Genomic DNA, 13,019 nt, shown 5'->3' with positions numbered 1-13,019 from the left:
TCCCCTCCACCGTCCAATCCAGAGGAACGCCGTCATGGCCGAAGTGAAGTCCGACATCGAGATCGCGCGTGGCGCCAGGAAAAAGCAGATCCAGGAGATCGGCCAGAAGATCGGCATCCCGACCGAACATCTGCTGCCCTACGGCCACGACAAGGCCAAGATTTCGGCCGAGTTCATCAAGTCGGTGAAGGGCAACAAGGACGGCAGGCTGATCCTGGTCACCGCCATCAACCCGACTCCGGCCGGCGAGGGCAAGACCACCACCACCGTCGGCCTCGGTGACGGCCTCAACCGCATCGGCAAGAAGGCGATCGTCTGCATCCGTGAAGCTTCGCTCGGCCCGAATTTCGGCGTCAAGGGCGGTGCCGCCGGCGGCGGTTACGCGCAGGTCGTGCCGATGGAGGACATGAACCTCCACTTCACCGGCGACTTCCACGCCATCACCACGGCGCACAACCTTTTGTCGGCCCTGATCGACAACCACATCTACTGGGGCAATGAACTCGGCATCGACACCCGCCGCGTGGTGTGGCGCCGCGTCATGGACATGAACGACCGGGCGCTGCGCGAGATCATCTGCTCGCTCGGCGGCGTTGCCAACGGCTTTCCGCGCGAAGCCGGCTTCGACATCACCGTCGCCTCGGAAGTGATGGCGATCCTCTGCCTCTCCACCGACCTGAAGGATCTGGAAAAGCGCCTCGGCGACATCATCGTCGCCTATCGCCGCGACAAGTCGGCGGTCTATGCCCGCGACCTCAAGGCCGACGGTGCCATGGCCGTCCTGCTCAAGGACGCCATGCAGCCCAATCTGGTGCAGACGCTGGAGAACAACCCGGCCTTCGTGCATGGCGGCCCGTTCGCCAACATCGCGCATGGCTGCAATTCGGTCGTCGCCACCACGACGGCGCTCAAGCTTGCCGACTACGTCGTCACCGAAGCCGGTTTTGGTGCTGATCTGGGTGCCGAAAAGTTCTTCGACATCAAGTGCCGCAAGGCCGGACTGAAGCCGGCCGCCACCGTTATCGTGGCCACCGTGCGCGCCATGAAGATGAATGGTGGCGTCAAGAAGGAAGACCTTGGCAAGGAGAATGTCGAAGCCGTCAGGAAGGGCTGCCCGAACCTTGGGCGCCACATCGAGAACATCAGGCAGTTCGGCGTCCCGGCGGTCGTTGCCATCAATCACTTCTATTCCGACACCGATGCCGAGATCCAGGCTCTCAAGGACTATGTCGCCTCGATGGGCGAGGAAGCGATCCTGTGCAAGCACTGGGCCAACGGCTCCGCCGGCATCGAGGAGCTTGCCAACAAGGTGGTGGCGCTCGCCGAATCCGGCGCCTCGCAGTTCGCGCCGCTCTATCCCGACTCCATGCCGCTGTTCGAGAAAATCAACACTATCGTTCAGCGCATCTATCGCGGCTCGGAAGCCATCGCCGACAAATCGGTGCGCGACCAGTTGAAGGCCTGGGAGGATGCCGGTTACGGTAACCTTCCGGTCTGCATGGCCAAGACACAGTACTCGTTCTCGACCGACCCGAACCTGCGCGGCGCGCCGACCGGCCACACCGTGCCGGTGCGCGAGGTCAGGCTGTCCGCCGGCGCCGGCTTCGTCGTCATCATCTGCGGCGAGGTCATGACCATGCCTGGCTTGCCGAGCAAGCCGTCGTCGGAAAAGATCTTCCTCAACGAGGCCGGCCAGATCGAAGGCCTGTTCTGATCTTTTATCTCGACAAAACAAGAAGGGCGCCGCACCGCTGCGGCGCCCTTTGCGCGGATCGTGCTACGCGGCGCTGCGCGACAGCGCCCGCTGGTTGGACGCATGGATCGTGTCGCGTTCCGGCAGCGCGCCGGTCTTCAGGCAGTCGATCCATTCGGCGGTCTTGAGCACCGCGGCGAAGCGCGACTGCAGGATAATGCTCACCACGCGATGGATCTCCTCCGCGGAGGCGTAGCCGGCGCTGTTGGCATAAGGCACCGAACCGGTCGCGTCGGACAGGAACTCGACCGCGAAGCCCATGTGCACGGCATGGATGATGGTCGACAGGTCGCAATTATGCGTCATGTAGCCGACGACCGCGATCGTATCGATGGCGTTGGCGCGCAACCAGTCCTCGAGGTCGGTGCCGGTGAACGCGCTCGGCAAATTCTTCTCGACATAATGGTTGCGGCCACGCCTGGCGATCTCGGGATGCAGTTCGCCTCCATGGCTGCCCAGGGCGAAGATCGGCGACATCTCGGGCGCCATCTGCTTGACGACCACGACCTTGATGCCTGCTGCCGATGCGGCATCCATGGCGCGCGTCACGTTGACGACGCTGTCGCGGAACGGCGGATGCTGGATGGCCAGGTTACCGCCGTCATAGTCATTCTGGACGTCGACGACGATCAGCGCGCGGCGTGCCGCGGTGTTGGCTGGGGCAGACATGATGTTTCCTTTCAGGCTTGAAGGCGATGGGCCGAAAATAGCCTGCTGGCCTAGGCGCCGACAGTGGCCCGATTGACATCATCCGAAAGAATTGGGACAATCCTCTTACAAACTGGAAACGCCTCATGACCGCCCCCATCATCGCCGTCCTCGCCTTCGACGGCATCAGCCCGTTCCATCTCTCCGTCCCGTGCCTGGTGTTCGGCGCCGACCGCACCAGGCTCGGCCTGCCGCGCTTCGACTTCCGAGTCTGCGGGCTGGAAGAAGGGTTGATCCAGACCGACGCCGGATTGAGCGTCCTGGTCCCGCATGGGCTTGCCGCGCTCCAAGACGCCGATATCGTCATCATCCCGAGTTGGAAGGATCTCGGAGCGCCTCTTGCCAAACCGCTCGAGGATGCGCTCGGCCGTGCCCACCGGCGCGGCGCGCTGATCGTGGGGCTCTGCCTCGGCACCTTTGCCATCGCCGCCGCCGGCCTGCTTTCGGGACGGAAGGCGACCACGCATTGGGCCTATACGGATCAGCTACAGGCTCTCCATCCCGACATTTCGGTCGATGCGGACGTGCTCTACGTCGACGGCGGCGACATCATCACCTCCGCCGGCGTCGCCGCGGGGCTCGACTGCTGCCTGCACATCGTGCGCGCCCGCTATGGCGCCGAGGCGGCACTGCGGCTCGCCCGGCACATTGTGCTTTCACCGCACCGGCAGGGCGGGCAGGCGCAGTTCATCGAGCGCCCGGTGGCGCCGAGCCCGGCCGCCGACCGCTTTACCCAGGCTCTCGACAAGGTGCGCGCGACCCTCGACGAACCGCACGGTCTCGATAGCGTCGCTGACGCAGCCGGTCTCACCCGCCGCACCTTTACCCGCCGTTTCCAGAAGACGACAGGTACCAGCTTCGGCGACTGGCTGGCCGACCAGCGCATCACGCTGGCGCAGAGGCTGCTGGAGACGACGGACAAGCCGGTGGACATGGTCGCCTTCGAGGCCGGCTTCGGCAGCGCAACATCCTTGCGCCAACATTTCGCCGCGAGGCTAAGGACATCGCCGGTGCAATACAGGCGCGAGTTTTCCAGGCGGGCCGGTGTCGGCGAGCGCAGGGCGCGCCTGCCGGCTGAATCGATTGGGCACGCAAGCGCGCTCAGCCCCGGCTGACCACCCGCGCCGGATTGCCGACCACGGTCGTGTGTGCCGCCACGTCGTGCGTCACCACCGCCCCGGCGCCGACGATGGCGCCCTCGCCGATGCTGACGCCGCCAAGGATGACCGCGCTGCCGCCGATCCAGGCATTGTCGCCGATCGTGACCGGCCTGGCGATCTCCAGTCCCGCCTGCCGCCCTGCCGCCTCCTTATGGTGCTCGGCGCAATAGATCTGCACATTGGGGCCAAGCAGCGTCCCCTTGCCGAGGCGCACCGGTGCGGTGTCAAGAATGATGCAGCCGGCATTGAGGAAGGTGCCGGGGCCGAGAAAGATGTTGAAGCCGTAGGCGCAATGGAACGGCGCCTCGATGCGGGCACCCTCGCCCACGCCGCCCAGCAGCGCCCGCAGGGCCGGCCCGAGGTTCCCGCGTTGACGAAGCGGCAGCGTATTGTGCTCGAACACCGCATCCGCTGCCACGCCGCGCAACGCGCCAAGATCGTCGTCCAGGCACGCATACCATTCACCATCAGCCATTTTAGCGCGTTCGCTTTGAACCATGGCAGTGCCTTCGTTTTTTACATCATTGCGAACAGCGCCAAGGCGAGGACTAACGTCAAATCCATAAACCAGGATACGCGGCCTTGCTGATTGGCGGCCATTCGCGATCTGCTCCAGCAATGAAAATAGTTCAAGACCGATGTCGATTTCCGGGAAGCTCATTCGTCCTCGGTAGGAAGCTGAAAGAAATTCGCCCACGCAAGGAACAAATGCGATGACAATCACCATCACGGCATTTGAACGATCGCCCGATGGCGGCAAGGGACTGGCCCGCGATACGCGTGTTCGCTGGGCGCTGGAAGAAGTGGGGCAGCCTTACGCGGTCCGTTTTGTTTCCTTCGCCGGCATGAAGGCGCCTGACCATCTGGCCATCCATCCTTTCGGCCAGATCCCCACCTATGAGGACGGTTCTCTCTCGCTGTTCGAGACCGGCTCGATCGTCTTTCACCTTGCCGAGCAGCATGCGGGCCTGCTGCCGAAGGAGCGCGACGCCCGCGCGCGAGCGATCACGTGGATGTTTGCCGCGCTGAACACCATCGAGCCGCCGATCCTCGAACTGACCACGGCAAGAATTTTCGAAGCCGACAAGCCCTGGAGCGAGGCGCGCTTGCCGTTGGTAAAGGATCGTGTTCGCGCCCGGCTCGACCGCCTCTCGGCTCATTTGGGCGTCGCGGATTGGCTCGATGATGCGTTCAGCGCCGGCGATCTGTTGATGGTGTCAGTGCTGCTGCGACTGAGAATGTCAGGCATTCTGGACGAATACAAAAACCTGGCCGCCTACGTGGCGCGCGGAGAAGCTCGGCCCGCTTATATCAGGGCTTTCGCCGCGCAATTCGCGATCAACGCTCCATCAGCCAACTGACTCGCCTCGATCCGCTGTGGCTGTGCGCTTGTGAGTCTGCGGCCTAGCCAAATATCCGGCCTATGGTAGCTTGCCGTTTCAAGGCTGTACCGGACTTCGAGGGGGATCGACCATGCTCTACGTTCTTGCACTTCTGATCGGCGTCATTGCCGGACTGCGCGCCATGACGGCACCTGCCGCCGTTGCCTGGGGCGCCTATCTCGGCTGGCTGCCGGTTGCCGGCACCTGGGCGAGCTTCATGAGCCATTGGGCGGCTGTCGGCATCTTCACCATCCTGGCCATCGTCGAACTGGTCACCGACCAGCTGCCGTCGACGCCAAGCCGCAAAGTGCCGCAGCAGTTCGGCGCCCGGATCCTGCTCGGCGCCTTCAGCGGCGCGGTGATCGGCGCGACCAGCGGCGCCACCATCGTGTGCCTGATCGCCGGAGCGATCGGCGCCGTCATCGGCACGCTGGGTGGTGCCGAAGCGCGAGGCCGGCTGGCGGCCGTTTTCGGTAAGGATCCGCCCGCGGCCTTCATCGAGGATGCGGTGGCGATCATCGGCGGCTTGCTGATCGTGGCGGCGGTCGTATGACGGCCCAGACCTTAAACGCAAAGACCATAAACGCAAAGACCTTCGACGCCATCATCATCGGCGCTGGCCAGGCGGGATCGCCCCTGGCGGGCCGCCTGACCGCCGCCGGCATGAGCGTGGCGCTGATCGAGCGCAAGCTGGTCGGCGGCACCTGCGTCAACACCGGCTGCATGCCGACCAAGACCATGGTCGCCAGCGCTTATGCCGCGCATCTGGCGCGGCGCGCCGCCGACTATGGCGTGACGTTCCCGGGCCCCGTCGGGGTCGATTATAGCAGGATCAAGGCGCGCAAGGACAAGGTCACCGACGACGCCCGTGGCAATCTGGAAACCTGGATCGCCGGAATGGAGCGCTGCACGCTCTATCGAGGACATGCGCGCTTCGAATCCGCCAACACGGTGCGTGTCGGCGGCGACCTGTTGACCGCCGAAAAGATCTTCCTCAACACCGGCGGCCGCGCTTCGGTGCCGGACCTGCCCGGCATCCACGACATCGACTATCTGACCAATTCGTCGATGATGGATCTTGACGTTTTACCGCGCCACCTGATCGTCGTCGGCGGCAGCTACATCTCGCTCGAATTCGCGCAGATGTTCCGCCGCTTCGGCTCGGAAGTCACCGTTATCGAAAAGAGCCCGCGCCTGACCGGCCGCGAGGACGAGGACGTCTCGACAGCCATCATGTCGATCCTTGAAAACGAAGGGATCGCCGTTCATGTCGGCGCCGATGATATCGGCTTCGCCAAGCAGGGTGGGGACATTGCCGTGAGTTTCTCCGCGGGCCAGCCGCCCGCGGTCGGCTCGCATGTGCTGTTGGCGCTGGGCCGAACGCTCAATACCGACGATCTCGGTCTCGACAAGGCGGGCGTCGAGGTCGACGGGCGCGGCGCGGTTGTCGTCGATGACCAGCTGCGCACCAGCGTGCCAGGCATCTGGGCGATGGGCGACTGCAACGGCAAGGGCGCCTTCACCCACACCTCCTACAACGACTATGAGATCGTCGCCGCCAATCTGCTCGACAAGGATACGCGCAGGATCAGCGACCGCATCGAGGCGTACGCGCTCTACATCGATCCGCCGCTCGGCCGCTGCGGCATGACCGAGACGGCGGTGAGGAAATCCGGACGTCGCGCCCTGGTCGGCCAGCGGCCGATGACCCGTGTCGGCCGCGCCATCGAGAAGGGCGAGACGCAGGGATTCATGAAGATCCTCGTCGATGCCGACACCAGGGAGATCCTCGGCTGCTCGGTGCTCGGTCCCGGCGGTGACGAGGCGGTGCATTGCGTGCTCGACCTGATGTACGCCAAGGCGCCGGTCGACACACTGGCGCGCGCCGTGCACATCCATCCCACCGTCTCGGAGCTTCTGCCCACCATCGCCCAGGAGTTGAAGCCGCTGGCGTGAGACTGTCAGCCGACTTCCTGCCTCTTCAGTCCTCGCCTATGCCTGCCGAAGGCACCGTGATTTCACAGTCGTCATCACGCGATTATCGCTGGGGCCTCGGCCGGCTTCAAGATATCGTGTCGGCAGCAAACGGAACTGAGACGAAGCGACATCGTTTCAGCCCTTGAAGGATCGGCCTGCGTCGGGCTGGTGTAAGAGGAGAAGAGCATGATGAAGAAGAACTGGACGAAGCCAACAATGTGCCAGGTCGCCGCGAGCTTCGAGATTTCGCGCTATCTGCCGGCTGAAATTACGCGCAAGAAGTAGTTCCCGAAGGTGCATGCCCTTGGCGACACCGGCATGCACCTTTGTCGATCAGGTGAAAGCCAGGGCCAAGCGTATGCCGCGTGGCTCGTTGTGAAGCGCCTTTGGAGCAGAAAGCGCCATGCGCTTGAAGATCATCGGATCGGCGGCGGGCGGCGGTTTTCCGCAGTGGAACTGCAATTATCGACTGAGCAGCGCCGCGCGGACACGATCAAGCGGTCTGCGACCTCGGACCCAGTCGAGCCTCGCGGTCTCGTCGGATGGGGTGGGTTGGATCCTTTTCAACGCTTCGCCCGACATTCGCCAGCAGATCGCGCAGACACCGGAGCTACAGCCACCGCCGGATGGACCCGTGCGCTGCACCCCTATCCGCGCCGTGGTGCTGACGAACGCCGATGTCGACCACATTGCGGGCTTGCTCAGCCTGCGCGAGCGACAGCCCTTTGCCCTCTATGCGACCAAGGAGGCATTGGCGACGCTGGAGGCGAATTCGATTTTCAACGTTCTGGATCCCGAGATCGTGCCGCGACGGACACTGCCTCTAGCAGGCGAAACGGAGATTTGCGACGCGCAGGGGCGAGAGGCCGGCGTGACAGTGGAGAATTTCCCAGTCCCCGGCAAAGTGGCACTGTACCTCGAGGACAAAAGCCGTCCGGAGGCCAATTTCGGCTCCGACAGAGGAGACACGATCGGCGTTCGCATCAGTGGGGCGACAGGCAAGTCGGTTTTCTACATCCCCGGTTGCGCACGGATCGATGCGCTGCTGCGCGCTCGTGTCGAGGGCGCCGACTGCCTCTTGTTCGACGGCACCGTCTACACCGATGACGAGATGATCGCCGCCGGCGTCGGTGAAAAGACCGGGGCGCGCATGGGTCATCTGGCGATCACCGGGGATGCGGGCTCGATCGCCGGCCTGGCGAACGCGAACATTGCCCGCCGCGTCTTCGTTCACATCAACAACACCAACCCGGTTCTTGACGAGAACTCGGCTGAACACGCTGAGGTCAGGGCAGCCGGTTGGGAAGTTGCCCATGACGGCATGGAGTTGGAACTTTGAGCACCTTCCGCGATGCGGCCAAGGACGGCCTCTCCAAAGGCGATCTCGAAGCGGTTTTGCGACAGGTCGGCGTGGAGCGCTACCATCACCTGCATCCCTATCACCACAGGATGGTCGAAGGGGCATTGTCGAAGACGGAAATGCAGGCGTGGGCGCTCAACCGCTATTGCTACCAGGCGATGGTGCCGCGCAAGGACGCCATGATCCTGGCGCGTGCAACCGACCCGGCGTTTCGCGCCGCGTGGCGAATGCGCATCGAGGACCATGACGGCGACGATGGCTGGAGCGGCGGCATTGCGCGCTGGCTGCACCTGGCAACGTCGCTCGGCCTCGATACGGACAGTGTGAAGAGCGAAAGGCTGGCGCTGCCAGCCACGCGTTTTGCCGTCGGTGCGTATCTCACCTTCTGTACCGACAAGACCTTGCTGGAAGCGGTCGCGTCCTCTCTGACCGAAATGTTCTCGCCCGTCATCATCGGCGAGCGCATGTCCGCGATGCTGGCCAGATACGTTTACGTCACCGAAGACACGCTGGCCTACTTCAAGCATCGCCCGAAACAAGCGTCGCGCGATGCCGATTTCGCCCTCGCCTATGTGCTCGACCACGCCGACACGGCTGAGCGACAGCAGGCTGCCATCGACGCGCTGGTGTTCAAGTGCGACATCCTGTGGACGATGCTCGACGTGCTTCAGCATGCCTATGGCGAGGATGGCAACATACCGCCCGGCGCTTTCCGGCCGGAGCACGTGCAATGACGGCGTTGCGCGAAAGGACGATCGTCTCGCCGCATTCGGTGCCTTCGCTGCCGAAGCACGTTCGCATCCAGTACGATCCCGTACGCCAGGCCTTTGCGGTGCTTTCTCCCGAAAAGATCTTCTGGCCAAACGAAATCAGTCTCGACATCTTGCGGCACTGCGACGGAAACTCGACGGTCGCCCAGATCATCGCCGGCCTCTCCGCCGAATATGATGCTGGTCCCGAGGCTATTGCCGGCGACGTCGTCTCCTTCCTGCAGGAATGGTCCGACAGGCTGCTGGTGAGGTCATGACCGTGCCGCATCTTCCACCGATCGGCATGCTGGCGGAACTCACCCATCGCTGCCCGCTGCAATGCCCCTATTGCTCCAACCCGCTCGCATTGCTGAAAGCCAATCGTGAGCTCGACACCCGGGCTTGGCTCGACCTGTTTGGTCAAGCCGCGGATCTTGGCGTGTTGCAGGTGCATTTGTCCGGCGGCGAGCCGACATTGCGCCGCGATCTCGAACAGCTGATTGCCGGACTGGCGGATCGCAATGTCTACACTAACCTGATCACGGCCGGCGTCGGCATCGCGGACGGCCGCATCGAGGCTTTCGCCGAAGCAGGGCTCGACCATCTGCAGCTGAGCTTTCAGGGCGCGCGAGCGGCGACCACGGAACTCATCGGCCATCACCGCGGCAGCCATGAACAGAAACTGGAAACGGCAAGACGCGCCCGGGCGGCAGGGCTACCGCTGACCATCAACGCGCCGATCCATCGCCACAACATCGCGGAGGTTCCGGAACTCATCGAGCTGGCACTTTCGCTGGGCGCGGAGCGGCTGGAAATTGCCAACGTACAATATGGCGGCTGGGCGTTGGCCAACCGGGACATGCTGATGCCCGACCGGTCGGCGGTCGACCGGCAGGCCGACATCGTCGAGGCGGCAAGCCAACGGCTGAAGGGAATCATGAACATCGATTTCGTCACGCCAGACTATTTCGCCCACTATCCGAAGCCGTGCATGGGCGGGTGGGCGCGTGACGCCTTCATGGTGGCGCCCGATGGCACGGTCCTGCCGTGCCACGCCGCGCAGACAATTTCCTCTCTCCGTTTCGAGCGGTTCGGCGAGCGCTCGCTTTCGGAAATCTGGACAGATTCGCCGTCATTCAATGCGTTCCGCGGCACGGACTGGATGCAGGAACCTTGCCGCGGCTGCGACCGGCGCGAGATCGACTGGGGCGGTTGCCGCTGCCAGGCCATGGCGATCGCGGGAGATGCCGCCGCCGCGGACCCCGCATGCGCGAAGTCGCCGGTTCATGATCGTATGGCGGCACTCATCGATGAGGCTCGCCACGCTGCCGCCTCTCCCGGTGGAGGAAACGCCTTCCTCTACCGCCGCATGGGTACCGCGCCAAAACCCGTCTGATGGCTGGTTCGACCGGCGGCCCCATCCGCGGCGGCCGTCATTGCTCCGCCTCTTGGCGTCCGCTCCACGCTTTCTGCATTGCTGCATTGCGGCAATGTCTGTTGCCCCCGGCAGGGGTCCTCGCGCAGTCTGGAATTGAACCGATTCAGTCTGGACCTCCCATGCCTTAGATCGGAAGAGCACACGTCTGAACTCNCGTCCTTCTGCATCGGCACCACCGAATTCGTCATCATGGGCCTGCTGCCCGAGGTCGCCGCCGATCTCGGCGTGACGATCCCCGCCGCCGGCCTGCTGGTCACCGGCTATGCGCTGGGGGTCGTCTTCGGCGCGCCTGTCGTGGCCATGGCCACCGCGCATCTGCCGCGCAAGCCCGTGCTGGTGGGACTTGCGGCCCTGTTCGTCGTCGGCAACCTCTTCTGTGCCATCGCGCCCAATTACTGGCTGCTGATGGCCGCGCGCGTCTTCACCGCTTTCGGCCATGGCGCCTTCTTCGGCATCGGCTCGGTCGTCGCGGCAAGCCTTGTGCCGCGCAACAAGCGCGCCAGCGCCATCGCGCTGATGTTCGCGGGCCTGACGCTCGCCAACATCCTCGGGGTTCCCGCAGGCACCGCACTCGGCGAAGCCTTCGGCTGGCGCGCCACCTTTCTGGCCGTGGTCGGCATCGGCCTGATCTCGGTCGCGGCCATCGCGTGGCTGGTGCCGTCCGACGTCACGGAACCGAGCGGCGGCGGTCTGCGCGCCGAAGTCCGCGTGCTCGGCAAGCTGCAGGTATGGCTGGCGATGCTGATCGCGGCGCTGACCTCGGCCAGCCTGTTCGCCGTTTTCACATACATAAAGCCATACCTCACCGACGTGTCGGGTCTGTCGAGCGCGGCCGTCACCTGGGTGCTTTTGCTGTTCGGCGCCGGCATGACCATCGGCAACATCATCGGCGGCAGGCTTGCCGACTGGAAACTGATGCCGACAGTGATCGCCACCTTGCTGCTGATGGCCCTGCTGTTCGTCGGCTTCATGCAGTTCGGGGCGATCGCCAGCATTGCCATCGGCATCGTCTTTCTCTGGGGCCTGCTCATCTTCGTCGTCGTGCCACCTCTGCAGATCCGGGTCGTCGAGGCGGCTTCCGAGGGACCGAACCTTGCAGCCACGCTCAATCAGGGCGCCTTCAATGTCGGCAATGCCGGCGGCGCATGGATCGGCGGCGTGGCGCTGTCATCAGGCGTTTCCTATGCCGATTTGCCGCTCGTCGGCGCCGTGCTAGCCCTGGTGGCGGTCGCCGTTGCGGTAGTGTCGGCGGCGCTGGACAGGCGCGCGCCTGTCCCGCTTCACGCTGCCGCGGAATAGGCCCTTGCGCCCATAGCGCGGCGGGCTGGACCAATCGACATCGGCACCTTCCAATGGGCATGTCTTCTCGCATTCATGGAGAATGTCATGCAGAAATCGATCGAACGCATCGCCGGCGACAGCGACGGCGTTTCCTACGAATTCCCGGTGCTCCGCTTGGCCGGTGCCGACAAGACAGCGCCTTCGGCCTACCTGCAGGCGGCGCTCCATGCCGGCGAATTGCCTGGCGTCGTCGCCATCGATGCATTGATGCCGATGCTGAACAAGGCCGAGGCCGAGGGTCGCATCAGGGGCAACATCACCATCGTGCCCTGGGCCAACCCGATCGGCCGCGCGCAATACCATTTCGGCGAGCACCAGGGTCGCTTTCATCTGGGCACCCGCACCAACTTCAACCGCGGCTTTCCGCTGCTGGCCGCGCCCGACGCCAAGCTCTTGCCGGACGCCACCTTTGGTGGCGCCGACCAGCAGCTGAAGTCGCGCCTGGTGCAGCTTTCGCTCGGCCATGACATCGTGCTCGACCTGCACTGCGACGATGAGGGCCTTGCCTATCTCTACGTCCACACCAGCCTGTGGCCTGAGATGGCTGATTGCGCCGCCGCCATGGGCGTCGAGGCCGTGGTGCTGTGGAGCGAGGACACCGACGGCACCTTCGAGGGCGCTTCGATCATGCCTTACCAGAACGCATCGGCCGATGTGGCGAAGTTCGACAGGCGCGTCGCCACCACTGTCGAATATCGCGGCATTCTCGATGTCGACGGCGCGCTGGCCAAGTCCGACGCCGAAGGCCTTTACCGGCTGCTGGCGGCGCGCGGCGTGATATCCGACACCGACCTGCCCGCGCCCGGCCCCTTCAAGGGCGTCGCGGCACCTCTGGAAAATATCGACATGATGCCGGCGCCCCGTGGCGGTGCGGTCCTCTACTACGTCAAGCCCGGCGACCGCGTCACCAGGGGCGCGCGGCTCGCCACCATCGTCCACGCGCCAGGCGAAGTTGATGGCCGCACGGAAGTGTTCGCGCCGCAGGACGGCATCATCCTGACCCGTCGCTCGCGCCGCATCATCCGCTCCGGCGAAGACCTGTTGAAACTGGTCGGCGACAGCAAGAGCGCCGATGCAAGGTCGGGTACGCTGGAGAATTGAGCCTGCGTCGAATCCAGTTGCGCGGCCGCCCAATCGCCGCTAAGGGAATC

General features: G+C 64.3%; 12 protein-coding genes. 10 read left to right on the top strand and 2 right to left on the bottom strand.

Annotated features, from left to right (window positions below):
- The first annotated feature begins 34 nt into the window (after window positions 1–34).
- Window positions 35–1,714 (top strand): formate--tetrahydrofolate ligase, encoded by a 1,680-nt coding sequence (locus X739_RS156105; RefSeq protein WP_023794064.1) that lies wholly within the window; start codon window positions 35–37, stop codon window positions 1,712–1,714.
- Between the two features lie 63 nt (window positions 1,715–1,777).
- Here X739_RS156105 and X739_RS156110 read toward each other — a convergent pair whose 3' ends face one another.
- The gene (locus X739_RS156110) at window positions 1,778–2,422 is read right to left on the bottom strand and encodes a cysteine hydrolase family protein (protein ID WP_023770326.1); all 645 of its coding nucleotides are present in this window, start codon (window positions 2,420–2,422) and stop codon (window positions 1,778–1,780) included.
- A 125-nt stretch (window positions 2,423–2,547) separates the two neighbouring features.
- Here X739_RS156110 and X739_RS156115 point away from each other — a divergent pair, with 125 nt between their 5' ends.
- Window positions 2,548–3,576: a helix-turn-helix domain-containing protein gene (locus X739_RS156115; RefSeq protein ID WP_023770327.1), complete on the top strand. Its 1,029-nt coding sequence runs from the start codon at window positions 2,548–2,550 to the stop codon at window positions 3,574–3,576.
- Here X739_RS156115 and X739_RS156120 read toward each other — a convergent pair.
- Window positions 3,563–4,120: a sugar O-acetyltransferase gene (locus tag X739_RS156120; protein ID WP_023794061.1), complete on the bottom strand. Its 558-nt coding sequence runs from the start codon at window positions 4,118–4,120 to the stop codon at window positions 3,563–3,565. The two genes, X739_RS156115 and X739_RS156120, sit on opposite strands and share 14 nt — an antisense overlap.
- A 214-nt stretch (window positions 4,121–4,334) precedes the next feature.
- On the opposite strand from X739_RS156120, the gene X739_RS156125 reads away from it, so the two are divergent.
- From X739_RS156125 to X739_RS156160, 8 genes are all read left to right on the top strand, one after another.
- On the top strand, window positions 4,335–4,982 hold the full coding sequence (locus X739_RS156125; protein WP_023770329.1) for a glutathione S-transferase family protein: 648 nt from the start codon (window positions 4,335–4,337) through the stop codon (window positions 4,980–4,982).
- 112 nt (window positions 4,983–5,094) lie between these two features.
- Window positions 5,095–5,556, top strand: a complete 462-nt coding sequence (locus X739_RS156130; RefSeq protein ID WP_023794059.1) for a membrane protein — start codon at window positions 5,095–5,097, stop codon at window positions 5,554–5,556.
- A gap of 26 nt (window positions 5,557–5,582) precedes the next feature.
- Complete coding sequence (locus tag X739_RS156135) at window positions 5,583–6,959, top strand: FAD-containing oxidoreductase (protein WP_023794056.1); 1,377 nt, start codon at window positions 5,583–5,585, stop codon at window positions 6,957–6,959.
- 424 nt (window positions 6,960–7,383) lie between these two features.
- Window positions 7,384–8,319 (top strand): pyrroloquinoline quinone biosynthesis protein PqqB, encoded by a 936-nt coding sequence (pqqB, locus tag X739_RS156140; RefSeq protein ID WP_023770333.1) that lies wholly within the window; start codon window positions 7,384–7,386, stop codon window positions 8,317–8,319.
- Window positions 8,316–9,074, top strand: coding sequence for a pyrroloquinoline-quinone synthase PqqC (gene pqqC / locus X739_RS156145; protein WP_023770334.1), 759 nt, complete (start codon window positions 8,316–8,318; stop codon window positions 9,072–9,074). Before pqqB ends, pqqC begins: the two co-directional genes overlap by 4 nt.
- The gene (pqqD, locus tag X739_RS156150) at window positions 9,071–9,367 is read left to right on the top strand and encodes a pyrroloquinoline quinone biosynthesis peptide chaperone PqqD (RefSeq protein ID WP_023770335.1); all 297 of its coding nucleotides are present in this window, start codon (window positions 9,071–9,073) and stop codon (window positions 9,365–9,367) included. The genes pqqC and pqqD overlap by 4 nt, the downstream gene beginning before the upstream one ends.
- Window positions 9,364–10,485 (top strand): pyrroloquinoline quinone biosynthesis protein PqqE, encoded by a 1,122-nt coding sequence (pqqE, locus tag X739_RS19810; protein WP_023770336.1) that lies wholly within the window; start codon window positions 9,364–9,366, stop codon window positions 10,483–10,485. Before pqqD ends, pqqE begins: the two co-directional genes overlap by 4 nt.
- Before the next feature lie 1,428 nt (window positions 10,486–11,913).
- Window positions 11,914–12,969 carry a succinylglutamate desuccinylase/aspartoacylase family protein gene (locus tag X739_RS156160; RefSeq protein WP_023794050.1) on the top strand — a complete coding sequence of 352 codons (1,056 nt, stop codon included), beginning with the start codon at window positions 11,914–11,916 and terminating at the stop codon, window positions 12,967–12,969.
- The last annotated feature ends 50 nt before the right edge of the window (window positions 12,970–13,019 follow it).

It is taken from the genome of Mesorhizobium sp. LNHC209A00, from assembly GCF_000502915.1.
In the GTDB taxonomy this organism is placed as follows: Bacteria; Pseudomonadota; Alphaproteobacteria; order Rhizobiales; family Rhizobiaceae; genus Mesorhizobium.
This window is presented reverse-complemented; position numbering and strand designations above follow the sequence as displayed.

Bases quoted from the DNA above. Each gene is read 5' to 3' on its own strand.
- X739_RS156105 (WP_023794064.1), top strand. From the start codon at position 35: ATGGCCGAAGTGAAGTCCGACATCGAGATCGCGCGTGGCGCCAGGAAA.
- X739_RS156110 (WP_023770326.1), bottom strand. From the start codon at position 2,422: ATGTCTGCCCCAGCCAACACCGCGGCACGCCGCGCGCTGATCGTCGTC.
- X739_RS156115 (WP_023770327.1), top strand. From the start codon at position 2,548: ATGACCGCCCCCATCATCGCCGTCCTCGCCTTCGACGGCATCAGCCCG.
- X739_RS156120 (WP_023794061.1), bottom strand. From the start codon at position 4,120: ATGGTTCAAAGCGAACGCGCTAAAATGGCTGATGGTGAATGGTATGCG.
- X739_RS156125 (WP_023770329.1), top strand. From the start codon at position 4,335: ATGACAATCACCATCACGGCATTTGAACGATCGCCCGATGGCGGCAAG.
- X739_RS156130 (WP_023794059.1), top strand. From the start codon at position 5,095: ATGCTCTACGTTCTTGCACTTCTGATCGGCGTCATTGCCGGACTGCGC.
- pqqB (WP_023770333.1), top strand. From the start codon at position 7,384: ATGCGCTTGAAGATCATCGGATCGGCGGCGGGCGGCGGTTTTCCGCAG.
- pqqD (WP_023770335.1), top strand. From the start codon at position 9,071: ATGACGGCGTTGCGCGAAAGGACGATCGTCTCGCCGCATTCGGTGCCT.
- pqqE (WP_023770336.1), top strand. From the start codon at position 9,364: ATGACCGTGCCGCATCTTCCACCGATCGGCATGCTGGCGGAACTCACC.
- X739_RS156160 (WP_023794050.1), top strand. From the start codon at position 11,914: ATGCAGAAATCGATCGAACGCATCGCCGGCGACAGCGACGGCGTTTCC.